The 23,491-nt window shown below is 65.5% G+C and carries 24 protein-coding genes; 10 read left to right on the top strand and 14 right to left on the bottom strand.

Annotation, left to right across the window (positions count from 1 at the left end; all coding sequences use genetic code 11):
* Position 1: 1 nt before the first annotated feature.
* Positions 2-3,022, bottom strand: coding sequence for a 2-oxoglutarate dehydrogenase E1 component (locus METLW4_RS0101940; protein ID WP_018264519.1), 3,021 nt, complete (start codon positions 3,020-3,022; stop codon positions 2-4).
* Positions 3,023-3,157: 135 nt separating this feature from the next.
* Positions 3,158-4,042: a succinate--CoA ligase subunit alpha gene (gene sucD, locus METLW4_RS0101935; protein ID WP_018264518.1), complete on the bottom strand. Its 885-nt coding sequence runs from the start codon at positions 4,040-4,042 to the stop codon at positions 3,158-3,160.
* Positions 4,043-4,385: 343 nt separating this feature from the next.
* On the opposite strand from sucD, the gene METLW4_RS0101930 reads away from it, so the two are divergent.
* Positions 4,386-5,264: an alpha/beta fold hydrolase gene (locus METLW4_RS0101930; RefSeq protein WP_018264517.1), complete on the top strand. Its 879-nt coding sequence runs from the start codon at positions 4,386-4,388 to the stop codon at positions 5,262-5,264.
* Between the two features lie 56 nt (positions 5,265-5,320).
* Here the strand turns inward: METLW4_RS0101930 and METLW4_RS0101925 are convergent, their stop codons facing one another.
* The 3 genes from METLW4_RS0101925 to METLW4_RS0101915 all read right to left on the bottom strand — a co-directional run bounded on the left by METLW4_RS0101925 (position 5,321) and on the right by METLW4_RS0101915 (position 7,365).
* Positions 5,321-6,271, bottom strand: a complete 951-nt coding sequence (locus tag METLW4_RS0101925) for a site-specific tyrosine recombinase XerD (RefSeq protein WP_018264516.1) — start codon at positions 6,269-6,271, stop codon at positions 5,321-5,323.
* Positions 6,272-6,281: 10 nt separating this feature from the next.
* Entirely contained in the window at positions 6,282-6,425 is a 144-nt protein-coding gene (locus tag METLW4_RS0101920) for a hypothetical protein (RefSeq protein WP_018264515.1), read from the bottom strand.
* 127 nt (positions 6,426-6,552) lie between these two features.
* The gene (locus METLW4_RS0101915) at positions 6,553-7,365 is read right to left on the bottom strand and encodes a L,D-transpeptidase (protein WP_018264514.1); all 813 of its coding nucleotides are present in this window, start codon (positions 7,363-7,365) and stop codon (positions 6,553-6,555) included.
* Positions 7,366-7,660: 295 nt separating this feature from the next.
* On the opposite strand from METLW4_RS0101915, the gene METLW4_RS0101910 reads away from it, so the two are divergent.
* Positions 7,661-8,107 carry a hypothetical protein gene (locus tag METLW4_RS0101910; protein ID WP_018264513.1) on the top strand — a complete coding sequence of 149 codons (447 nt, stop codon included), beginning with the start codon at positions 7,661-7,663 and terminating at the stop codon, positions 8,105-8,107.
* A gap of 54 nt (positions 8,108-8,161) precedes the next feature.
* On the opposite strand, the gene METLW4_RS0101905 is transcribed toward METLW4_RS0101910, so the two are convergent.
* The gene (locus METLW4_RS0101905; protein ID WP_018264512.1) at positions 8,162-9,268 is read right to left on the bottom strand and encodes an endonuclease/exonuclease/phosphatase family protein; all 1,107 of its coding nucleotides are present in this window, start codon (positions 9,266-9,268) and stop codon (positions 8,162-8,164) included.
* Positions 9,269-9,403: 135 nt separating this feature from the next.
* On the opposite strand from METLW4_RS0101905, the gene METLW4_RS0101900 reads away from it, so the two are divergent.
* Positions 9,404-9,715, top strand: a complete 312-nt coding sequence (locus METLW4_RS0101900; RefSeq protein WP_018264511.1) for a putative quinol monooxygenase — start codon at positions 9,404-9,406, stop codon at positions 9,713-9,715.
* A gap of 10 nt (positions 9,716-9,725) precedes the next feature.
* On the opposite strand, the gene METLW4_RS0101895 is transcribed toward METLW4_RS0101900, so the two are convergent.
* The 6 genes from METLW4_RS0101895 to ftsY all read right to left on the bottom strand — a co-directional run bounded on the left by METLW4_RS0101895 (position 9,726) and on the right by ftsY (position 14,117).
* A complete protein-coding gene (locus tag METLW4_RS0101895; RefSeq protein ID WP_018264510.1) occupies positions 9,726-10,715 on the bottom strand; it encodes a DUF4424 domain-containing protein in 990 nt (329 codons plus the stop codon).
* A 17-nt stretch (positions 10,716-10,732) separates the two neighbouring features.
* Positions 10,733-11,092, bottom strand: coding sequence for a VOC family protein (locus METLW4_RS0101890; protein ID WP_026191175.1), 360 nt, complete (start codon positions 11,090-11,092; stop codon positions 10,733-10,735).
* Between the two features lie 73 nt (positions 11,093-11,165).
* Positions 11,166-11,873: a DsbA family protein gene (locus METLW4_RS0101885; RefSeq protein WP_018264508.1), complete on the bottom strand. Its 708-nt coding sequence runs from the start codon at positions 11,871-11,873 to the stop codon at positions 11,166-11,168.
* 67 nt (positions 11,874-11,940) lie between these two features.
* A complete protein-coding gene (locus METLW4_RS0101880; RefSeq protein ID WP_157234784.1) occupies positions 11,941-12,090 on the bottom strand; it encodes a hypothetical protein in 150 nt (49 codons plus the stop codon).
* A gap of 141 nt (positions 12,091-12,231) precedes the next feature.
* Positions 12,232-12,837 (bottom strand): septation protein A, encoded by a 606-nt coding sequence (locus METLW4_RS0101875; protein ID WP_018264506.1) that lies wholly within the window; start codon positions 12,835-12,837, stop codon positions 12,232-12,234.
* Entirely contained in the window at positions 12,834-14,117 is a 1,284-nt protein-coding gene (gene ftsY / locus METLW4_RS0101870; RefSeq protein ID WP_444849020.1) for a signal recognition particle-docking protein FtsY, read from the bottom strand. The genes METLW4_RS0101875 and ftsY overlap by 4 nt, the downstream gene beginning before the upstream one ends.
* Here ftsY and METLW4_RS0101865 point away from each other — a divergent pair.
* Entirely contained in the window at positions 14,020-16,098 is a 2,079-nt protein-coding gene (locus tag METLW4_RS0101865; protein ID WP_018264504.1) for a sensor histidine kinase, read from the top strand. The two genes, ftsY and METLW4_RS0101865, sit on opposite strands and share 98 nt — an antisense overlap.
* Positions 16,099-16,458, top strand: coding sequence for a response regulator (locus tag METLW4_RS0101860; protein WP_018264503.1), 360 nt, complete (start codon positions 16,099-16,101; stop codon positions 16,456-16,458).
* 61 nt (positions 16,459-16,519) lie between these two features.
* On the opposite strand, the gene METLW4_RS28740 is transcribed toward METLW4_RS0101860, so the two are convergent.
* Entirely contained in the window at positions 16,520-16,651 is a 132-nt protein-coding gene (locus METLW4_RS28740; protein WP_256377838.1) for a hypothetical protein, read from the bottom strand.
* A 242-nt stretch (positions 16,652-16,893) separates the two neighbouring features.
* On the opposite strand from METLW4_RS28740, the gene METLW4_RS0101850 reads away from it, so the two are divergent.
* From METLW4_RS0101850 to METLW4_RS0101840, 3 genes are all read left to right on the top strand, one after another.
* Positions 16,894-18,855 carry an acetoacetate--CoA ligase gene (locus METLW4_RS0101850; RefSeq protein WP_157234780.1) on the top strand — a complete coding sequence of 654 codons (1,962 nt, stop codon included), beginning with the start codon at positions 16,894-16,896 and terminating at the stop codon, positions 18,853-18,855.
* A gap of 7 nt (positions 18,856-18,862) precedes the next feature.
* Positions 18,863-19,249: a VOC family protein gene (locus METLW4_RS0101845; protein WP_018264500.1), complete on the top strand. Its 387-nt coding sequence runs from the start codon at positions 18,863-18,865 to the stop codon at positions 19,247-19,249.
* Between the two features lie 100 nt (positions 19,250-19,349).
* Entirely contained in the window at positions 19,350-20,093 is a 744-nt protein-coding gene (locus tag METLW4_RS0101840) for an acetoacetate decarboxylase (protein WP_018264499.1), read from the top strand.
* 6 nt (positions 20,094-20,099) lie between these two features.
* Here METLW4_RS0101840 and METLW4_RS0101835 read toward each other — a convergent pair whose 3' ends face one another.
* Positions 20,100-20,924 (bottom strand): LysR family transcriptional regulator, encoded by an 825-nt coding sequence (locus METLW4_RS0101835; RefSeq protein ID WP_018264498.1) that lies wholly within the window; start codon positions 20,922-20,924, stop codon positions 20,100-20,102.
* A 36-nt stretch (positions 20,925-20,960) separates the two neighbouring features.
* On the opposite strand from METLW4_RS0101835, the gene METLW4_RS0101830 reads away from it, so the two are divergent.
* Entirely contained in the window at positions 20,961-21,275 is a 315-nt protein-coding gene (locus tag METLW4_RS0101830; protein ID WP_157234778.1) for a hypothetical protein, read from the top strand.
* 82 nt (positions 21,276-21,357) lie between these two features.
* Positions 21,358-23,487 carry a putative bifunctional diguanylate cyclase/phosphodiesterase gene (locus METLW4_RS0101825; RefSeq protein WP_018264496.1) on the top strand — a complete coding sequence of 710 codons (2,130 nt, stop codon included), beginning with the start codon at positions 21,358-21,360 and terminating at the stop codon, positions 23,485-23,487.
* Positions 23,488-23,491 lie beyond the last annotated feature (4 nt).

The following is a 23,491-nucleotide window of genomic DNA, read 5'->3' as shown; positions in this document are numbered from 1 at the left end:
ATCACTCCGCCGCGAGAGAAATGCGCGTCGCAAAGGCCTCGTCAAGAAAGGCCCGCAGCTGCGCCTGATGCTTGGACATAGTGCCCGCCGCCGTGGAGGCCGAAGCCGGCCGGCCGATGTAGCGAGCGCGTTTGGACTTGCCGCCGACCTGCGTCAGCACCCATTCGAGATAAGGCTCGACGAAGGACCAGGCGCCCATGTTCTTCGGCTCTTCCTGGCACCAGAAGATATCGGCCTGCTTGAAGCGCGACATCATCGTCACCAGCCCCTTCAGCGGGAAGGGATAGAGCTGCTCGACGCGCAGGAGATAGACGTCGTTGACGCCGCGCGACTCGCGCTCCTCGAGCAGATCGTAATAGACCTTGCCGGAGCACAGGATCACGCGCGCGATCTTGTCGTCGGGCGCGAGGCGGAATTTGTCGGAGGGCTGCAATTCCGCGTCGTCCGAGATGAAGCGATGGAACATCGTCCCCTCGCCCATCTCCTCGAGCCGCGAGACGCAGCGCTTATGGCGCAGCAGCGACTTCGGCGTCATCAGCACCAGCGGCTTGCGAATGTCGCGATGCAGCTGCCGACGCAGAATATGGAAGTAGTTCGCCGGCGTCGAGCAATTGGCGACTTGCAGATTATCCTCCGCGCAGAGCTGCAGATAGCGCTCGAGCCGCGCGGAAGAATGCTCCGGCCCCTGCCCCTCATAGCCATGCGGCAGCAGGCAGACGAGGCCGGACATGCGCAGCCATTTGCGCTCGCCGGCGGAGAGGAACTGATCGAAGACCACCTGCGCGCCATTGGCGAAATCGCCGAATTGCGCCTCCCACAGAACCAGCGAGCGCGGCTCGGCGAGCGAATAGCCATATTCGAAGCCGAGCACCGCCTCTTCCGAGAGCATCGAATTGATGACCTCGAAACGCCCCTGCCCGACGCCGACGTGATCGAGCGGCAGATAGCGGGCTTCGTCCTCCTGATCGATCAGCACGGAATGGCGCTGCGAGAAGGTGCCGCGCTCGCTGTCCTGGCCGGAGAGGCGGACATTATAGCCTTCCGCCAGCAGCGAGCCGAAAGCCAACGCCTCCGCCGTCGCCCAATCTATGCCGGCGCCGCTCGAGATCGCGGTGCGGCGCGCGTCGAGAAAGCGCTGAATGGTGCGGTGAATGTGGAAATTCTCGGGAACCGTGGTCAGCTCCACGCCGATGCGGCGCAGGCTCTCCACCGGCACGCCGGTCTTGCCGCGCCGCTCGTCCTCGGAGGATTGATAGCCGGGCTTCACGCCCGCCCAACGCCCGTCGAGCCAGTCGGCCTTATTGGGCTTGTAGGATTGCGAGGCCTCCATCTCCTGCTCGAGGCGCTGGCGCCATTCGTTCTTGACCGCGTCGATCTCCTCGCGCGTCATCAGCCCTTCGGCGATCAGCTTCTCGCTATAGAGCTCGAGCGTCGTCTTATGCGCGCGGATCTTTTTATACATCAGCGGCTGGGTGAAGGCCGGCTCGTCGCCCTCGTTATGGCCGAAGCGGCGATAGCACCACATGTCGATGACGACGGGCTTGTGGAACTGCTGCCGAAACTCCGTCGCGATGCGCGCGGCGTAGACGACCGCCTCGGGATCGTCGCCATTCACATGGAAAATCGGCGCCTCGACCATCTTCGCCACATCGGACGGATAGGGAGAGGAACGCGAGTAGCGCGGATAGGTGGTGAAGCCGATTTGATTATTGATGATGAAATGCACCGAGCCGCCGGTGCGATGGCCCTTGAGCCCGGAGAGGCCGAAGCATTCCGCGACGACGCCCTGGCCGGCGAAGGCCGCGTCGCCATGGATGAGCAGCGGCATCACCTCGCGCCGGTCGGTCTCCGTGCAGCGATATTGATCCTGCTTGGCGCGCGCCTTGCCGAGCACCACGGGATCGACGATCTCGAGATGCGACGGATTGGCGGTCAGCGAGAGATGCACCTTGTTATTGTCGAACTCGCGATCGGACGAGGCGCCCAAATGATATTTGACGTCGCCCGAGCCCTCGACCTCGTCCGGCAAAAAGGAGCCGCCCTTGAACTCATGGAACAGAGCGCGATGCGGCTTCGCCATCACCTGGCAGAGAATGTTCAGCCGGCCGCGATGCGCCATGCCGAGCACGATCTCCTTGGCGCCGAGCGCGCCGCCGCGCTTGATGATCTGCTCAAGCGCCGGAATGATGGCTTCCGAGCCGTCGAGGCCGAAGCGCTTGGTGCCGGTATATTTGACGTCCAGAAATTTCTCGAAGCCTTCCGCCTCGACCAGCTTGCGCAAAATCGCCTTCTTGCCCTCCTCGGTGAAGACGATCTCCTTCTTCGGACCCTCGATGCGCGCTTGAATCCAGGCCTTCTCCTCTGGATTGGAGATATGCATGAACTCATAGCCGATGGGGCCGCAATAGGTGCGGCGCAGGATCGCCACCATCTCGAAGACGCTGGCGTATTTCATGCCCATCACGCCATCGATGAAGATCTTGCGATCATAATCCTCATCGGTGAAGCCATAGGTCTCTGGATGCAGCTCGCCATGGTCATGGCGCTGCTCGAGGCCGAGCGGATCGAGATTGGCGTGCAAATGGCCGCGCATGCGATAGGCGCGGATCATCATCAGCGCGCGCACGCTGTCCCGCGCGGCGCGCTGAATCTCCTCCGCCGAAGGCGCGCGCTCGGCCTGCCCGCCCTTGCCTTCCGCGGATTTGCCTTGCGTGGATTTGGCCGTCTCGCGCGGGGCCTCGCCGCCCAGAGCCGCGACCAGCTCGTCCGCGGGCGTCGCCGGCCAGCCCGGCCGCGCCCAGGACGGTCCCGCAGCCGCGCCGGCGTCGGCGCCGAGGCTCGCGAAATAGTCGCGCCAGGCCGGGCCGACCGAGGACGGATCGGCCTCATAGGCTGCGAGCAGATGCTCGAGGTATCTCGGGTCGACGCTCTGCAGCAGTCCGTTCTGGGCAGAAGCGTTCCCGCGCGGCGAGGGCTGCTGTTCGCCGCCCGCCGGTCCGCCATTCGTCTCGAGACGCGCCATTCTGTTCAGTCTCCCGAGCGCCGAAACTTCTCGAAGTTGAGCGAAATCATTTTAACAATTCTTTAAAGATTTCGCCCCGCGCTCTTTTTTCGGGGGACGCGCCGGCGATTCGCCGACGCGCATTGTCGCCGAACCTCAGCGGCTCAGCGTTTCGACCAAAGTCTTGCCGAGCCGAGCCGGCGACGGCGAGACGACGATCCCGGCCGATTCCATCGCCGCGATCTTGCTCTCGGCGTCGCCTTTGCCGCCGGAGACGATCGCGCCGGCGTGACCCATGCGGCGACCGGGAGGGGCAGTGCGGCCCGCGATGAAGCCGACCATCGGCTTCTTGCGGCCCCGCTTGGCCTCGTCGATCAAGAATTGGGCCGAGTCCTCTTCCGCGGAGCCGCCGATCTCGCCGATCATGATGATGGATTTGGTGGCGTCGTCGGCCAGAAACAACTCCAAGATCTCGATGAAGTCGGTTCCCTTGACCGGATCGCCGCCGATGCCGACGGCGCTGGTCTGGCCCAATCCCTCGCGAGTCGTCTGGAACACGGCCTCATAGGTCAGCGTGCCGGAGCGCGAGACGACGCCGACGGAGCCCTGGCTGAAAATATTGCCGGGCATGATGCCGATCTTGCTCTGGCCCGCGGTGACGACGCCCGGGCAATTGGGGCCGATGAGGCGGGACTTGGAGCCCGACAGCGCGCGCTTGACGCGAATCATGTCATGGACCGGAACGCCCTCGGTGATGGCGACGATGAGCGGAATCTCGGCGTCGATCGCCTCGCAAATGGCGTCGGCCGCGCCCGGCGGCGGCACATAGATGACCGAAGCCTCGGCGCCGGTCTTCTCCCGCGCTTGCGCCACAGTGTCGAAGACGGGAAGATCGAGATGCGTCGAGCCGCCCTTGCCGGGCGAAACGCCGCCGACCATGAGCGTGCCGTAACGCACCGCCTGCTCGGAGTGGAAAGTGCCGGTCTTGCCGGTAAAGCCTTGACAGATGACCTTGGTGTTCTTGTCGATGAGGACGGACATTCGAGCCCCTGGGGCGTCGGGGCGCAATAGCGCCGCCAGTCATATTCGGGAAGCGCGCCCGCTCGAAACACGGGCGGCGCGACGATCTGCTCGCTCGGAACGCGCTATTTGCCGTTTCGAAGAGCGGTAAACGCAAATTATTGAGAAATGGCGCGCGCATCAAGGCTGACTGGCGCGGAAGCGGGCTCGGCTCCTGCGCGAAATAGCGGCAGAATGCGCAACTGCCGCGAAGGTCGGAGAATTTCTAGGCGCCGCCCGGGCGGGGGAAGACATTCCGGCGCCGCGGCGCCTATATCCGCGAAAGGCCGGCCGCGCCGGCGAGAGGCCGAAACAGAGGACGCGGATGGCGGAGCAGAGCGTGCGGCGCGAAAGCCGATATCTCACTGCGGGCGACGGGCTGCGGCTCCACTATGTCGATTACCTTCCGGCGGGCGGCGGCGCGGCCATTCCAGTCGTCTGCCTCGCCGGACTGACGCGCACGGCGTTGGATTTCGACGCGCTGGCGCGAGCGCTGGCGAAGCGCGGACGCCGCGTGCTGGCGCTCGACTATCGCGGTCGCGGCCTCTCGGACTGGGACGCGGACTGGACGCATTACAGCCTCGATGTCGAGGAGGCCGATATTCTGGCCACGCTCGCGGCGGCCGGCGTCGAAAAGGCGGTTTTCGTCGGCACCTCGCGCGGCGGCATTCATGTCATGCGCTTTTCGGCGCGAAGGCCCGAGATTTTGCAGGCCGCGGTCGTCAACGACATCGGCCCGGTGATCGACGCCGGCGGGTTGCGCCGCATAAAAGGCTATGTCGGCCGCCAGCCGGGCTCGGCGACGATGGCCATCGCTCTCGCCGCGCTGAAGCTCATCGCCGGACCGCAATTCACCAGCCTCGGCCAGGCGGAATGGGAGGAATGGGCGCGCACGACCTTCGTCGAGACCGACGGACATCTGCAGCTGCGCTATGATCCCGCGCTCTCGCATACGCTCGACGAGGTGGGGCCGGAAAGCGGGCCGATTCTTCTCCACGACGAATGGAAGGCCATGGCCGCCATTCCGACGCTGGTGATCCGCGGCGGCAATTCCGATCTGCTCTCGGAGGAGACCTTCGCGGCCATGGCCGACGGCCATCCGCTGCTCGAGCGCCTCACCGTGCCGGGCCAAGGCCATGCGCCGCTGCTGCTGGATGAGGGGACGATCCGGGCGATAGGGGATTTCGTGGAGAGAGTGGGGTGAGCGAATAGCGAGTAGCGAATAGTCGCCCACAGGCGACCGCCCCTACTCGCTACTCGCTACTCGCTATTCGCCATGTTCAACGGATGCAGGTCGCGCACCATGGCGCGGATGCGCTCGTCCAGCACATGCGTGTAGATCTGCGTCGTCGAAATATCGGCATGGCCGAGCAATTCCTGCACGACGCGCAAATCCGCGCCATTTTGCAGAAGATGGCTGGCGAAGGCGTGGCGCAGCCCATGCGGGCTGATGTCGCGCGACGGAAGCCCCGCGGCGGCGGCGGCGCTTTTGAGATCGCGCGCGAAGGCCTGGCGCGTGAGATGCCCTTCCGCTGCATCGGACGGAAACAGAAAAGGCGAGGCCGCGAGCCCCGGCGAATGCTTGGCGAGCAACGCGCGATAGGCGTGAAGCGCCGCGCGCGCCTGCTCGGAGAGCGGCACGAGACGCTCTTTCGCGCCCTTGCCGCGCACGGTGACGAAAGGCTCGCGCGCGCGCGCCGCGCTCGCCGGCAGAGAAACCAGCTCCGACACGCGCAGGCCGCTGGCGTAGAGAGTCTCGAGCGCGGCGTGGAGGCGCGCGGCGCGCATGCGCTCGCCGAGAGGACGCGACTCGTCGTCTATCCCCTCCCGCGCGGTGTCCAGAAGGCGCGTCACCTCGTCCACCGAGAGAATATCCGGCGCGCTGCGATGGCGACGCGGCCCCTCGAGCGCCGCCGCCGGATCATCGGCGCGATAGCGGTCGACATAAAGGAATTTATGAAACTGCTTCAGCGCCGAGAGCCGCCGCGCGGCCGTCGCGCCGGTCATGCCGCGCGCCTCCAGCGCCGCGAGATAGGCGCGCAGGCCGTCCGTGTCGGCGCGCAGCGGATCGGCGCCGGATGTCTTCAAAAATTCGAAATAATCTTTAAGGTCGCGGCGATAGGCGTCGAGCGTGTTGCGCGCGGCGCCGCGCTCGGCGGCCAGCATGTCGAGAAAGGCGGCGATCAGCGGATGGCGCTTGCCGTCGCCCATTCTGAAGGTCTCACTTGTTGAGGCGCTGCGGCGCGATCGTCTGCGTCATCTCGCGCGGCTGCGGCGAGACATAGGCCACGATCGCCAGCATCCCCGCATAGGCGAGGGCGACGAGCACGCCGACAATGACCAAAAAGCGGATGAGGCTGGGCAAGAATCGGCCCCTTTCGAAGAAAACGAATGGCAGCTATCGCCCGAAGCCGGCTGTTTTGCAACCGTCTGCGCGCCTCGTGAGATAGGCGCGCGACGGCTGTTCCGCCATGGGCAATCGCTCGCCAGAGTCAACGAACCACAACCTTGGTTCCGACATGGACGCGATCATAGAGATCGGCCACGTCGTCGTTCATCATGCGGATGCAGCCGGAGGAGACGTTCTGGCCGATCGTGTAGGGCTCGTTGGTGCCGTGGATGCGGTAGAGCGAGGAGCCGAGATACATTGCGCGCGCGCCGAGCGGATTGGCCGGCCCGCCGTCCATATGGCGCGGCAGATCGGGGCGACGGGCCAGCATCTCGCCGGGGGGCGTCCAATCCGGCCACTCCGCCTTGCGGGAGATGGTCTTGACGCCGGCCCAGGTGAAGCCCGGGCGGCCGACGCCTATGCCATAGCGCAGCGCGCGCCCGCCTCCCTGCACGAGATAGAGAAACTTGTTCTCTGAATCGATCACGATCGTGCCGGGACGCTCGGCGCCGGCGTAATCGACCTCGGTGCGGAGGAAGACCGGATCGATCTGGCGCTGGACAATGGCCTCGCCCGCGCCGAGGGCCGCGACGCGACGACCCGCTTGCGGCTGCGGCGTCTGGCCGGTGACGAGCAGCTCGATGAAGCCGCCGCCATAGGCGCCGGGAGCCGCGGGCGGCTCGGCGCGCGCCATCGCCACGCGCGGCTGCGGCGCGACATAGGCGGGAGCCGGCGGCGCGATCGGAGCGACCGGCTGCGGCGCGACATAGGCCGGCTCGGGCGCCGGCTCCTCGACCGGAAAGAGCCGGCCGGCCTCGCGCTCGCCGATTCCGGTGATGACGCGCGGAGCCGCGGCGGCTGCGCCGACCGAAGACGAAAGAAGAATGGCGAGGAGACAGGAGACTCTTTTGGACATGAAACGCACCGCCCGTCGCGCCGCCCGAGGGCCGGCGCGCTCATCTTGCTCTAGCTGAACCGGGCGAAGAATAAACCCTGAATTTTAATCGTAAATCTGAAGCATTTTTTATGGTTGACGAATAGAAAACGCCCGCGTTCACGCTGGGCGGGGGCGAGGCGGCGCCCATTCGCCGTCCGGCGCGCTTCTTTTCGCCGGCCGGCGCGGTTCTTGCCGGGGAATTCCGACGCGACAGTCTGTAGCAAGCTCGAGACAGCGCTCGGACGCCGAAAAAGAAAAAGAGAGAGCCCCGCCCATGCCGCAAGCGATGGCGCAGCGCGCCTATTCCCTCGCCGCCGATCCCCTGCCTCTCGTCGAGGCGCTCCGCCGCTTGCGTGAGCAGGGCTGGAGCCCGCAACTCCAGCTCGCCGTCCTCGCGGCCGGCGATCCAGAATTCGCCTATCGGCTCGCCCATGAGGCGCCGGAAGCCGAGCTGGAAAGCCTGGAGGCGATCATATTGCGCTCGGACGATCTGCGGATCGTCTTCGATTTCGCCGTGGTCAAAGGGGAGCGCGGCGGCGATGTCTCACGGCTCGAGGATGCGATCGTCGAAAGCGGCGACGGCGGCCTGATGGTGCTGTTCGCGGCCGATGTCGAAGGCGCCGACATAGATCGCATCGAAGCGGCGCTGCGCGCGCTGCCGGATGCGAAATTCCTGCGCCATCTCGAATTGGAGCTGCATCAGCGCGAGTGGAACAGATAGGCTGTCGGGCTGCGAAGGGGCGAGCCTGAAGGCTCGCTTCCCGAGAGCAGACCACTAGACGTCGATCTCGGCGAAGATCGCCGCATGATCCGAGGCCGCCTCCGAGGCTTTGGTGATCTCGGGGTAATGCGGAAAGAGCGTCCCGTTCTTGCCGCCCCACACGCCCTTGCGGAAAATGCCGCCGCCCTTCGTCGCGGCGAATAGCGCGGGCGAGAGAAGAATATAGTCGATCTTGTTGGACGCCGCGCCGGCGGCGAAAGTGCCGGGCCGTCCGCCGTCGTCGAAACGCGCGTGCTCGCTGATATCCTTCAAATCGGTCTGGAGCAGCAGCGGCGCCAGCGGCGCGCTGTCCGGCGTGTCGTTGAAATCGCCGATGACGGCGACATGCTCCGCGCTCTTGCGCAGCGCGTCGTAAATCTCCTTCACCCGCGCCGCCTGCCGCTCGCGCTTGGCGTTGGAGGTCGTCTGCGAGCCGAAGCCCTTGCTCTTGAAATGATTGATAAGGAGATGCAGCAAATTGCCCTTGGGCGTGCGGATTTCATAATGCGCGCAATCGCGGCTGAAGATGCGGCCGGTGTTGTCGGCGTCGTCGACATGGCTGTGAATGGCGACGATCTCATAGCCCGCGCGCGCATAGAGGCCGACATCTATGCCGCGATCGTCATTGCCGTCGATCAGCATGGCGTGGGCGTAGGGCTTGCCGCCCTCCCCTTTGACGATATTGTCGTTGAAGCGCACCAGCGCCGGCCGGCTCTCCGCCTCGATGACGCCGAGCACATCGGCGTCGACATCGATGATGACGCGCGCCGTATTGCGCGTCGCCTCCTCATTCACTTCCTCGCGTTTCAGCTCGACCCAGCCGATCCAATCATTGCGGCCGCCGGCGACGACCTCGATTCCGGTCTTGGCGCGCTTGACGAGATGGCCGCGATTTTGGCGCAGGATCGCGAAAGGCCCGCCATCGTCGGATTTCTCGAGCTTCAGCTCGCCGAGCAGCTTGATGATCTTCTTCTTATCGGCGGCCGTATAGACCGGCTTGCCGAGAATGGCGGAGAGCTCGGCCTGCGCCTCCAGCGCCTTCTTGCCCTCGGACCAGCTTTCGCCGTTCAGCGCATGCGCGCGCAGGAAGAGATTTTCGAGATTATAGGATGCGAGCTTCATGGGTGCGCCCGGAAGAAGGCGAAAAAGCCGTTTCACGCAATGGCCGGCGGCGCCGGCGTCGTGAAGTATAATCACTGCACGACGTTTGTTTCAATGATGCGACAGCGCTTCGCGCGGACGAATGGGGGGCTTCCTATGCCGCCGAACCGAATTCTGATCGTCGGAACCATTCGCATCCCGCCGGGCTCGCTCGAGCGGGCGCGCCCGGCGATGGCGACGATGATCCATGCGAGCCGCGCGGAGCCCGGCTGCCTCGCCTATTCCTATGCAGAAGACGTGCTGGAGCCCGGGCTCGTCCGCGTGACGGAGATATGGGAGAACCGCACGGCGCTCGCGGCGCATTTCGCGTCCGACCATTTGCGCCGATGGCGCGACGGCTGGGAGGCGCTCGGCGTCGGCGATCGCCGGCTCGTCTCCTATGAGATCGGCGCCGAGGAGCCGATATGACCCGACGCCCTCAATGGGACGCGTCGATGATGAGAATATCGAGGTCGCGCATCGGCTTGAAATCGGTCTTATGGACATCGAAACGCGTCGGGCCGGTCTTCGTCACGCCGGTCTCGCAAAAGCTGACCAGAGCGGCGGGGTCGCCCTTGTCGATGGCGAGGTGAAAATCGCCGATCGGCCCGGCCCAATTGGCGCCCGTCTTCAGCACATAGGCGATGCGTTGCTCCGGCGGCGGCGCGCCATTCTTCTTGGTCATGGCGACGACGGCGGCGATGAAGGATTTGTCGGGGCAATAGCGCGTCCGATAAGCCTCGATTTCGGCGGGCGTGCGGGATTTGTCCGCGACGCCCGTCTGCACCGAGCCGCCGACGCTCGGCGCGTAAGCGTGCTCGACGATGATCTCGCGGCCGGCCGGAAAGGTCTGCTCCCAATAAAAGCTGGTCCGCAGGCTCCATTCCGGCGCGACATGATGCTCCATGCCCTTGCCCTGGTCGTAGTCGTCCTCGCGGACGAGCTTTTCCTTCAGCAGCTTTTGCCGAATCTCCTTCGGCAGCGCGTCCAGCGTCGCCAGCGTCTTCTTGGCGCGCGGCTGCAGCGGAACGCCGAGCGCCCTCAGCCGCTCGCCCACCTCGCCCCCGTCGAGAAAAGCCTTCTGCTCCATATGCGCGACGATTTCTCGCCCGTCGACGAGGGTGCGAAACTTGAGGAAATTGTCCGAATCCTCGTCCGGCACGGAGACATTGACCGACTCTCGAAATTCGATCTCCGGCATTGGAAAGGCCACCGTCACCGTGCGATCGACGGCGGAATGGTTGAAGAAGCGGTAGCGGACCGCGATCCGCTCGCGCGAGATCGACAAATCTTCCGAGCGCATCTCTATGTCGGCGTCGGCGCGCAGGACGAGACCGCCGGTCGTCAGCGCCGCCGTCGAATCATTGGCCCGCGCCGCTGCGGCGCCGAGACAGAGCGTGACGAGAAAAACTCCGGTCGTTCCGCGCATCGCATCCTCCGCCGGGCTCAGCGGGCGACAGGCTGCGCCAGCGAGAGCTGATAGCCGCTGTCGTCCAGCAGGCCGAACTCGCGCACGCCATAATCCATGGTCGCGATCGGATAGACGATGCGCGCGCGATCCTTCAGCCGTTCCCATAATTCGTCGATATTGTCGACGCCGAGATAGACGGCGCCGGTGAGCTGCGGCCCTCGCCATTCGCGATGCGCATTGGGGGAGACGAGCATTATGTCCGCCGCGCCCGAGCGCACGCGCGCGAATTCCTCCAATTTGAGCAGGCAGACGAAGCCGAGCTCCTCGACATAGAATTTGACGGAACGGGAAATGTCTTCGGTGACGAGAGAAATGGAAATGGTGCGAATGGTCATGGGAATGTCTCGGCTGGAACGGAGCCGCAATCTGCGAGAGATCGCCCGCAAAGTCGAGAGCGGCGCCGCGGGCTCAGCCGCAGGCGGGCGCATCGCATTTGCGGCTGGCGGCGATCATCCGCGCGATCGACTTGGCGCCGGGATAGCCGAGAACGCCCACAGAGCTGATGACGAAGGACGGCGAGGCCGCGAAGCCGAGATCGGCGGCGAGCTGGACATGGCGCTTCACCACGCCGCCGATCATGTCCGAATTCGCCGATTCCTCGATCTTGGCGGCGTCGAGCCCCATGGCTTTGGCGACCGAGAGAGCGGAGATCCCGTCAATGGCGCCGCGATGCGCGAATAATTGCTTGTGGAGCTGATAGGCCTTCTCCGGCCCGTAGAGGCGCAGAACCGCCTGCTTCACCCGCGCCGCCAGAAAGGAGCCGAGGCCGAGGACGGCGTTGTCGGCGAGGCCGAGCCGGACATTCTTGTCCTTGCCGAGGAGCGCATCGAGATCGCCTGCGGCCTTGCGGCAATAGGGGCAATTATAGTCGAAGAACTCGAACACGACCACATCGGCGGTGGCCGGCCCATGCCAGAGCAGGCCGGGAAGATCGGCCGGCGAGAGTTCCGACGGCAGGCGGTAATTGGCGATCGGCTGACCGTCGTCGGCCATGATCGGAAAGAGATTATTCTCCTGCGCCCGAGCCGGGCGGAAGGCGGCGGCCCCCGCCATTGCGGCGAGCGAGCCGAGCAGGACACGGCGGCTGAGCGACGAAAGCAATTCATATTCGGCCATGAGAATGCGCTCCTCATCGAGATCGCATCCCGGCTAGCACAGAAAGAAGCGATTTTGGGGTGCGCTTTCAGCCGCACCAGCCGCCGCCGCAGATCACCGAATGAACGGCGCCGGCCGGCGCAGAGGCGATGGCGGCCTCGGCGTTGAAGAGCGAGAAAACGGCGCCGATGACGATCGCGGCCAGAAGAGCGGCGAAGAGCTGGACGAACTCGGTCATGGCGGGCTTCCTTCTCGTCGGAAAAGCCGCATCGGCGGCGAACGCCATGAGAATTAGCGCCGCCGTCCGCGGGCGCCTGTGCGAGACCGCACAAGGCGCGCCGGACGAGAAAGAGCCGGAAATCAGCAGGCCGAGATTACGTCAGAAATGGCTGTCCGGCTCCTCGACCGCCTCTTCCTTCAGCTCATGGCGCATCATCAGCGGGATTTGCGACAGAGCGTAGAGCAGCGTCAGCGGCAAAATGCCGAAGACCTTGAAATTCACCCAGACGTCGGTCGGAAAGCCGCGGCGCACGAATTCGTTGAGCGCGGCGAGGAAGAAGAAGAAGAGCGCCCAGCGCCAGGTGAGCTTGCGCCAGCCGGCGTCGTCCAGCCGAAAGGCGGATTCGAACACCGCCGGCAGCAGCAGCTTGTCGAACCACAGCGCGCCGAGCAGCGCCGAGCCGAAGAGAGCGTAGAGGATCGTGACCTTCAGCTTGATGAAATTCTCATCCTGCAGAAAAAAGGTCAGCGAGCCGAAGACGAGCACGAAGATCGCCGTGACCATCGGCATGGTCGGCAGATGGCGCGTGATGGAATAAGAGACGGCGAGCGTCGCCACCACGGCGACCATCAGCGCCGCCGTCGCCTGGAAGATGCCGAACTTCTGATTGACGATGAAGAACAGGACCAGCGGCCCCATCTCCAGCGCGAATTTCAGTCCCGGGTGAAGGCGCCTCTTGGCGGGCGCTGCGGTCTCTTGTGTCATGATTGCTGCTCGCCCGCCTCGGCGTCGGAGTCGAGCCCGGCGATGGCGCGGGCGAAATCGCGTGCGGTGAAGGGCTCGAGATCCTCCGAGCCTTCGCCGACGCCGATGAAGTGAATGGGCAGGCCGTATTTCTCGGCGATGGCCACGAGAATGCCGCCGCGCGCCGTGCCGTCGAGCTTGGTCATCACCAGGCCGGTGACGCCGGCGGTCCGCTCGAAGGCGTCGACCTGGGCGATGGCGTTCTGGCCGACGGTCGCGTCCAGCACCAGAAGAACGGCGTGCGGCGCCTCGGGCTCGGCCTTTTTCATCACGCGGACGATCTTGGCCAGCTCCGCCATCAGCTCGGCGCGGTTCTGCAGCCGGCCGGCCGTGTCCATCAGCAGAATGTCGGAATCGCGCTCGCGCGCGGATTTGATGGCGTCGAAGGCGAGGCCCGCGGCGTCGGCGCCCTCCGGCGCGTAACAGACGGGCGAGTTGAGCCTTTCGCCCCAGATGCGGAGCTGCTCCACGGCCGCGGCGCGGAAAGTGTCGCCGGCGGCGAGCATCACCTTCTTGCCCTCGCCGGTCCATTTGGCGGCGAGCTTGGCGATGGTCGTCGTCTTGCCGGAGCCGTTGACGCCGACGACGAGCACGATGAACGGCTTCTTCGTCTGGTCCATCTCGAAGGGGAGCGCGACGGGCTCGAGCACGCGCTCGACCTCCTCCGCCAGAATGGCGCGCACCTCGTCCGGGCCTATGTCCTTCTCATAGCGCGCGGCGCCGACCTTGCCGGCGATGCGCTGCGCGGCGGCGACGCCCAAATCGGCGCGGATCAGCACATCCTCGAGCTCCTCGAGGGTGAGCGCGTCGAGCTTGCGCTTGCTGAAAAGATCGGAAATGCCCTGGACGATGGCCTGCGAGGAGCGCGACAGCCCCCCGGTCAGCCGCTCCCACCAGGAACGCTTTTTCGGACGATCTGCGCCGGCTTCTTCGGCGGGCGTTCCTCCACGGCCGAACAGCCGCGCGAAGAGTCCCTTTTTTTCTTCGGCTTCGCTCATGGTACCTCGCGGTCGCGGCCGATTGCTACACCAGGGCGCGACGAAGGGCCAGCGGCGCGTTTCGCCGCCGCGGGGTTGAAGCGGCCGAATGGCGGCTCGATATGACACGCGGGGGGCTGGCCTCGAACGACCCGGGGTCGTCGCAGTGACAGCCGGCGCAGCCTGGATCGACGTCTCGGAGAGGCGATCCGGCCGATTTTTCTTCGGAGACGGCGAAACCGCAGCGGCCATCGCCGCCGCCAATTGGGCGCGGTCGCCGCTCGGCCTGCCGCAGACTTGGCCGAAGCGCCTGCGGGTCGCGCTGGAGATTTGCCTCAACAGCGCCTTTCCCATCGCCATCTTCTGGGGCGCCGATCTCTGCCTCCTCTATAACGACGCCTATCACGGCCTGCTCGCCGACAAGCATCCGCGCGCGCTCGGCCGGCCGGCCCGCGAGGTGTGGCCGGAGATTTGGGACGTCATCGGCCCCATGCTGGAGGGCGCGCTCACCAATGGCGCGCCGACGCGCTCGGAAGATCTGCAGCTGCACATGATCCGCAACGGCCGCCGGGACGAGGGCTATTTCACCTTCTCCTACAGCCCGATTCCCGATGACGATGGCGGGATAGGCGGCGTCTTCTGTCCGGTGGTGGAGACGACGGACCGCGTCATCGGCGAGCGGCGGCTGCGCACATTGCGCGACCTCGCCGCGCTGAGCCGCGCCGAGGACGAGGGCGAAGCCTGCCGACTCGCCGCCAGCGTGCTCGCCGTCAATGGCTACGACCTGCCCTTCTCCGCCATCTATCGCTTCGATCACGAGCGCGGCGAGGCCGAGCTGATGGCCGCGACCGGCGCGCGGCCGGGCGGCCGCGTCGCGCCGCTGCGCATCCCGCTCGGCGATCCCGATCCCGTCCGCGGCGACATATGGGGCCTCGCCGAGGTCGCGCGGCTGACGCCGGGCCGCGTCGCGATACGCGCGATCGACGCGCGTTTCGGCGAGCCGCCCTGCGGCCCCTGGGCGGCCGCGCCGGACGAGGCCGTGCTCTTTCCCATCGTGCTGCTCGGCCAGGACCGCGCGGCCGCGGCGCTGATCGCCGCCATAAATCCGTTCAAGCGGCTCGACGCCGCCTACGCCTATTTCCTCGATCGCGTCGCCGCCAAGATCGCCTCCTCCATGACCGACGCCCGCGCCTATGCGGCCGAGCGCGAGCGCGCGGAGGAAATCCGCGTGCGCGAGCTGGCGCTGCAGCGAACCGAGGCGGAGCTGCGCGAGGCGCAGAGGCTCGGCCGCATCGGCAGCTGGCGCTGGAGCGGCCGCCATGACGATCGCGGCGGCGCCTCGCCCTATATCGCGCATATTTTCGGCCTCGATCCCGATACGCCGCCGCCGAGCTTCGCCGAGCAGAAGGGCCTGCTCTACGCGCCCGCCGATTGGGATCGGCTCGACGCCGCGACCCGCGAGACCTTGCGCACCGGCGAAGGCTTCGAGCTCGATCTGCCCGCGCATCGCGCCGATGGCGTCGCCATTCATGTCACCATTCGCGGCGAGGCGGTGCGCGACGAGCGCGGCGCCATCGTCGGATTGCGCAGCACGATTCAGGACATCACCGAGCGCAAGCATGCGCAGGAGCGCGTCGAGCTGCTGCTGCGCGAGGTGACGCATCGCGCCAAGAATCTCCTCACGGTCGTGCGCGCGGTGGCGCGGCAGACGGCGCGGCGCGACTCTCCGCTCGCTTTCTCGCAACGCTTCGACCAGCGCATAGCGGCGCTCGGCGCGAGCCATGATCTCTTGGTGCAGAACGAATGGCGCGGCGTCGAGCTGCATGCGCTGACGCGCTCGCAGCTCGCCCATTTCCGCGATCTCTTCGGCTCGCGCATCTGCATCGAGGGGCCGACGACGGTGGTGAGGCCGGCGGCGAGCCAGGCCATCGGCATGGCGCTGCACGAGCTCGCCACCAACGCCGGCAAATATGGCGCGCTCTCCAATGACACGGGCGTGGTGCGCATCGCCTTCGGCGTCGTCGGCGACGGCGATGCGCCGCATTTCGAGATGGAATGGCGCGAGAGCGGCGGCCCGCCCGTCGTCGCGCCCAAGCGCCACGGCTTCGGCCACATGGTGATTCTGCAAATGGCCAAACACGCGCTCGGCGGACAGGTGACGCTCGATTATGCGCCGAGCGGCGTCGTCTGGAAGGTGAGCGCGCCGCTCGACAATGTCATCGAGCCCGCGCAAGGAGAGGATTAGATGAAGGGTAACGAGCCCATCCGCATTCTCGTCGTCGAGGACGAGCCGGCCATCGCCGCCGATCTCTGCTTCGTCGTCGAGGAGGTCGGATATGAGATCGGAGGGACGGCGAGCTCGGTGGACGAAGCCTTGAAGCTGCTCGAGGACGCGGACATAGACGGCGTGATCCTCGACGCCAATCTACGCGGCGCCAGCAGCGCCGCCATCGCCGACGCACTGAATGCGCGCAATCTGCCCTTCTTCGTGCTGTCGGGCTATCTGCAGCGGCAATTGCCGGAGCCGCTCTGCGGCGCGCCCTTCCTCGCCAAGCCCTATGATCAGGACGAGCTGACCTCGCGCATACGCGCCCTCGGGCAGTAGAGCGAAGATGAGCCCGGGCGCGGCCGAGGCGCCCGAAACCGAGCGCCTCGCGCCATGATCGTCAATGATGATGATGGTGGTGGTGGTGGTGATGATGGTGGTGGTGACGGGGACCCGGATGGGCCGAGGCGGCGAGCGGAGCCATGGCCACGGCGAAACCCAGTGCCAGCACGGCGATCAGCTTCTTCGTCATAATCGATCTCCTCTATGAGGGGCGTCCACGGCGCGGGACGGCCCCATGACAATGCCGCGGCCAAGATGAATAAATGCCGAACGAACCGCCGCGGCGCCCAACATACCGGCGCCGAGCCCGAAACCAAAGCTTGTCGCAGCGCCGGCCGCCGTCCCAAAATACGCAGGCCGATCCCCTATCGCGCACAATCGGGAGCTTCTATGACGAGCGGAGCTCCAATGCCGCGCCCCAAGGATTTATCGATGCCGATCTGGAAGCCCGACCTCGATCGCCAGAAAAACGCCATTCTCACCCGCTTCGCGCAATCCATCGAGGCGACGCGGCCCTTCGCCGAGAGCTTCGACTATGACGGGCTCTATCGCTGGAGCCTCGCCCATTCGCCCGAATTCTGGTCTGCGATCTGGGACTTCTGCGGCGTCGTCGGCGAGAAGGGCGAGCGCGTGCTCATCGACGCCGACAAAATGCCCGGCGCGCGCTGGTTCCCCGACGCGCGGCTGAATTTCGCGGAAAATCTGCTGCGCCCGCGCCCGGCGGAGACAGAGGCCATCGTCTTCTGGGGCGAGGACAAGGTCGAGCGGCGTCTCGCCTTCGGCGAGATCGTCGCAAAGGCGGGCGCGCTCGCCGCCTTCTTCCGCGCTCAGGGGGTCGAGCCCGGCGACCGCATCGCCGCCTATATTCACAATGGGCCGCAGGCGATCATCGGCATGCTGGCCGCCGCCTCGCTCGGCGCGGTGTGGTCCTCCTGCGCGCCGGAATTCGGCGTGCAGAGCGTGCTCGACCGCTTCGGCCAGATCGCGCCGCGCATTCTCATCGCGGTGGACGGCTATTTCTACAAGGGCAAGACACTCGATCGCGCCGATAATATTCGCGAGATCGCCAGCAAGCTGCCGACCGTGCAGAAAATCCTCGTCGTTCCCTATACGAGCGAGTCGCCCTCGCTCGACGGCCTCGCCGATGCGCTGCTGCTGCCGCAGGCGATCGCCGCGCATGAAGGCGCGGCGCTGCGCTATGAGCGCCTGCCCTTCGACCATCCGCTCTACATCATGTTCTCCTCCGGCACGACGGGCGCGCCCAAATGCATCGTGCACGGCGCCGGCGGCACGTTGCTGCAGCATTTGAAGGAGCATCGGCTGCAGAGCGACATAAAGCCCGGCGATCGTTTCTTCTACGCCACCTCCACCGGCTGGATGATGTGGAACTGGCTGGCGAGCGGCCTCGCCAGCGAGGCGACGCTGCTGCTCTATGACGGCTTCTTCAACGCCGGCAAGGATGGCGCGATATTGCTCGACTTCGCCGCCAAGGAGAAGGCGACCTTCTTCGGCACCTCGGCCGGCTATTTGAAGCAGATCGAGAAGCAAGGGCTGAAGCCGCGCGAGAGCCACGATCTCTCCGCCGTGCGCAGCATCGCCTCCACCGGCTCGCCGCTGCTGCCGGACAGCTTCGATTATGTCTATCGCGACTTCAAAACGGATGTGCAGCTCGCCTCGATCAGCGGCGGCACCGACATCGTCTCCTGCTTCGTCGGCGGCAATCCATGGAGCCCGGTCTATCGCGGCGAGATTCAATGCGCCGGCCTCGGCATGGCGGTGCAAGTGTGGGACGATGAGGGCAAGCGCGTCGCCAACCATGAGGGCGAGCTCGTCTGCACGCAGCCCTTTCCTTCGATGCCGATCTATTTCTGGAACGACGCCGACGGCGAGAAATATCGCAAGGCTTACTTTTCGGAACATCCGGGCATTTGGCGCCATGGCGATTTCGCCACCGAGACCGAGCACAAGGGATTCCTCATCCATGGCCGTTCGGACGCGACGCTCAATCCGCAGGGCGTTCGCATCGGCACGGCGGATATCTACAATATCGTCGAGCGCCTGCCGGAGATTCTCGAATCTCTCGCCATCGATCAGGAATGGGAAGGCACGACGCGCATCGTGCTGTTCGTGAAGACGCGCGAGGGCGCGGAGCTGGACGACGCGCTCGCCGCGCGCATCAAGCGCGAATTGTTCGAGAAGGCCTCGCCGCGCCATGTGCCTTCGGTCATCATCGAGGCGCCCGATCTGCCGCATACGCGCTCCGGCAAGCTCGTCGAGCTCGCGGTGAAGGAGATCGTGCATGGGCGGCCAGTGAAGAATGTCGGCGCGCTCTCCAATCCCGAAGCGCTCGAATTTTTCGCGAATTTGCCGCAGCTCGCGGACAAGGGCCGATAGGACCGTGATGCAGACATTGGGACGCATCGTCATTCTGGTGAACGACTATGACGAGGCCGCGAATTTCTATCGGGACAAGCTCGGCCTCGACACGCTCTTCGATGCAGGCGAAGGCGCCCAGCGCTTCCTGCATCTTGGTTTCGGTCAGGGCGGCGTCTGGCTGCTGCTCGCCGATAGCGCCGAAGCGCGCGCGAGAGTCGGAAACCAGACTGGCGGTCAGCCCGTCGGAGTGGTCTACACCGACGACATTCATGGCGATTTCGCACGTCTTGCCGACAAGGGCGTGAAGATCGCGGAAACGGTCCAGAGCGACGAAGGATCGTTCCATTTTCGTTTCCACGACCTCTACGGCAATCAATGGGTGCTCGTGCAATTGGACGCCTCGGCGCGTTGATCGACGGCGCGCGAGCGTCGGATCGTCACGAAAGCGCGCTATCTACGCCTCATTGCCTCGAATACGATGGCCTCGAATCTGATGGACAGGAGCCGCGAAGATGAAGATCGACGAAGTGCTCGAGACCGCCTATGCGATGCCGCTGACCAATCCCGCCTATCCGCGCGGACCCTATCGTTTCTATAATCGCGAATTCATCGTCATCGCCTATCGCACCGACATCGACGCGCTGCGCGCGGTGGTGCCGGAGCCGCTCGAGGTGGACGAGCCCATCGTCAAATATGAGTTCATCCGCATGCCGGATTCGACCGGCTTCGGCGACTATACCGAGAGCGGCCAGGTGATACCGGTGCGCTTCAACGGTCAGAAGGGCGCCTATGTCCACGCCATGTATCTCGACGATGACGCGCCCATCGCCGGCGGCCGCGAGCTATGGGGCTTTCCCAAAAAGCTCGCCTCGCCCAAGATCGAGCATGACGGCGACGTCATTCTCTGCACGCTGAAATACGGCCCCGCCCTCTGCGTCGAGGCTTCGGTCGGCTACAAGCATCGCATATTGGAGACGGCGCCCATCGCCGAGGCGATCCAGCAGCCGAATTTTCTTTTGAAGATCATTCCCCATGTCGACGGCTCGCCGCGCGTGCTGGAGCTGGTGCGCTATCACATGACCGATGTGGTGGTGAAAGGCGCCTGGGCCTCGCCGGCGGCGCTCGCGCTGCATCCGCATGTCGCCTGCGACGTCGCCCGCCTGCCGGTGCGCGAGATTATTTCGGCGACGCATTTCACCGCCGATCTCACGCTCGCGCTGGGCGAGGTCGTGTTCGATTATCTCGATCAGAAATAGCCGCGCTCAGGCGTCTTTGCGCTCGGACGCGCGCGCCAGCAGAATTTTGTAGGCGATATCGAAATAATCGGGGAGCGGGCAGCGCGCGACGCTCTCCCCGCGCAGGAGGATCGCCGGAATCCAGGCGGCGCCGAGGCCGGCCTCGACCTGCGCCAGCAGCGCTTCCGCCGAAGCGCTCTCGCAGATCGGCGGATCGCGCAATCCTATTCCATGCGCGGCGAGCATTGCGGCGATGCGCGCGCCATAATGCGTGCCCGGCGCATAGACCATGAGCCGCCCAATAAGCGAGTCGCCCTCCAGCGCTACGAAGCTCTCGCCGCCGCGGCGCTGCGCGAGGATCAGGCGATCCTCGCCGATCGCCTCGAGCGCGAGCCCGGCAAGATGATCGGCGTCGCCGAAATCGGGAACCATCGCGAGATCGCCATGGCCGCGCTTGACCGCCTCTATGCAGCCGGAGACGGAGGCGACGACGACGGAGTAATTGCGCAGTTCATGTTTTATCAACCAAGGCGACAGAAAGGTCGCCGCCAACGTGTTGGTCGCGTAGATGCGCAGCGCCTTCTCCAAATGGCTGGACACGGAGAGCACGGCGCGGCGCGCATCATAGATTTCGTCGCGCAGACGATGCGCGCGCGCCAAAAACTCCTCGCCCGCCGGCGTCAGCGTCACCGGGCGACGCTCGCGATCGAACAGCGGCGCGCCGAGCCAATCCTCCAGCCGCTGCATGCGACGGCTATAGGCGGATTGCGTCGTGCCGCGCGCCTGCGCCGCGCGGGTGAAATTGCGCGTCTGGCAGAGCGCCAGGAAATCGTCGATCCACTGCAGCTCCATGATGCGAGAAATGCATCATCGGATCGAAATTGACAATTGGACCGTCCCACAGCTCCGCGCCATATGCTCGGCATGGCGAAGCAGGGGCGGAACATGGAAGCGCTGCTGACGATATTGGAGAAGGACGATGGCGCGGGCTTCGCGCTGCTGCCGCGCAGCGTGCGCCTGCTGGCCGCGCCACAGGAAGCGCGCGCCTTCTGCGAGTTCGAGGTGGTGAGCGGAAACGCGGCCTATCGTGAGGGCGAGCGCTTCTATCTCACGCAAGCGAAAGCGCGGCGCGCCTATCCTTCGGCTCCGCTGCTGGAGCAAGGCCGTGATGCCGCTCCCGCGACAATTGAGCGCTCGCGATAGCGCCCGGCGCAACTGGACATGCGCGGATCAAATTACAATTATCTCTGTCGATGAGACAAGTTCACCGCCTCGGGCGCGCTCAATGACGAGCTTTCGCTTCACGCTGCAAGCCCAATTGACGCTGTTCATCGGCGCGTTTCTGGCGATCGTTCTGGGACTGGCGCTGCTGTCGGTGCTGAGCCTGCGCGCAGTCGACGCCAAGACGGACGCGCTCGCCTCGAAATGGGTCGACGGAACGCGCATTCTCGGCGAATTGTCGGATCGCGTGTCGGAGTTCAGGATCGCCGAAGCCTATCGCGCGCTGGCGGAAACGGAAGAGGACCGCGTCGCCGCAGAGCGACGCGGCGCCGAGCATCGCCGCGTCATCGACGCGCTTCGGCGCGAGTATCTCGATCTGTTCGGCGCGGAGCCGCGTCCCGACCTCGCCAAATTCGAGGCTGCGCTTTCCGCCTATCTCATCGCCCATGACGCCTGGATGGCGCGCGCGCCGGACGCCGCCTCGATCCGCGACGCGAGCGACGTCATGGCTCTGCACGAGCTCTACAGGACGACGGACGAAGCCGCCGACGCCACGATCGACGAGCTTCGATGGTCTGCGCATGCGGAGGCGGAGACCGCGGCGCGCGTGACCGAAGGCGCGCTGAAGGTCACGATGCTCGCCTCTGCGCTCGCCTTCGCTCTGGCGATCTGGCTGCTGTTTCGCATCAAGGAGCGGATCACGCGCCCGCTCGCCGCGATCACCGCCGCGCTCACCGAGCTGGCGGAGGGGAAGCGCTATGTCGAGGTTCCCGAGATCGGCCGCGACGACGAGATCGGCGTGATGGCGAAATCGCTCGACGTGTTCCGCGCCAATGCGCAGGCGCTGGAGCGCGCGCATGAGGCGACGCGCGCCGCGCAGGAGCATGCGCAAATTCTCGCGCGGCAGGATTCGCTCACCGGCCTGCCCAATCGACGCATGCTGGTCGCCGATCTTCACGCCGCCATAGAGCGCGTCGAGGACGGCGCCACCTCTTGCGCTCTGCTCTTCGTCGATCTCGATCGCTTCAAGCCGATCAATGATCTCGAGGGCCATCGCTTCGGCGACGCCGTGCTCTGCGAGGTGGCGCGACGCCTGCGCCAGGCCTCACGCAAGAACGACGTCGTCGCGCGTCTGGGTGGCGACGAATTCGCGATTTTGATGGAGATGACTCCGGCGACTCATGTCGATCAGGCGATGCGCGTCGCCGGCCGCGCGCTCGCCGCCATAGCGGAGCCGATCGAGATCGGCGAGCGGCGCGTGGAGCTGAGCGCCAGCGTCGGCGTCTCGCTCTGCCCGGAGAACGGCCTCGACGTCAGCACTCTGCTGCGCGCCGCGGATATTGCGATGTATCACGCCAAGCGCGACGGACACGGCCTGTTCCGCTTCTTCGAGCAGAGCATGGACGAGGATCTGCGCCGGCGCGCAGAGCTCGAATCCGCCTTGAAGAAAGCCGTGGCCGCCGGCGACATCCGCCCCTTCTATCAGCCGCTCGTCGATCTGCGTGACAATCGCGTCTATGGCTTCGAGGTGCTGGCGCGCTGGACGCACGACAAGCTCGGCGCCATCCCGCCGGACGTCTTCATTCCGCTGGCCGAGCAGATCGGCGTCATCGCCGATCTCACCTGGTCGGTGGTGCGGCGCGCCTGCCGCGAGGCGCTGCAATGGGGCGAGGCCGTGCGGCTATCCGTCAATGTCTCGCCCATGCAGCTGAAAGATCCGCTGCTCGCCTCGCGCCTGCTGTCGACGCTGGAGGAGGAGATGTTTCCGCCGTCGCGTCTCGACGTCGAGATCACCGAGAGCGCGCTCGTCGACGATGTCGACACGGCGCGCGCGACGCTCGCGGCGCTGCAGGCGGAAGGCGTCCGCATCTCGCTCGACGATTTCGGCTCGGGCTATTCGAGCCTCTATCATCTGCGCGCCTTCCATTTCGACAAGGTGAAGATCGATCGCTCCTTCGTGCTGGCCATGCAGCACGACGAGGAGGCCGGACGAATCGTCGACGCGATTTTGAGCCTGCTGAAGCATCTCGGCGTGACGACGGTGGCCGAAGGCGTCGAGACGGCGGATGTGCTGCGGCGCCTCGCCGAGAATGGCTGCGAGATCGGCCAGGGATTTTATTTCGGCAAGGCGATGCCGATCGGCGACGCCAGCAAGCTGCTGCGCCGCCGACGCTCCGACCGCCGCGTGGCCTGACGCC

Origin of the sequence: Methylosinus sp. LW4, assembly GCF_000379125.1 — a bacterium.
In the GTDB taxonomy this organism is placed as follows: Bacteria; Pseudomonadota; Alphaproteobacteria; order Rhizobiales; family Beijerinckiaceae; genus Methylosinus.
Note: the sequence above shows the minus strand (reverse complement) of the source record. Positions and strands in the feature narration are given on the sequence as shown.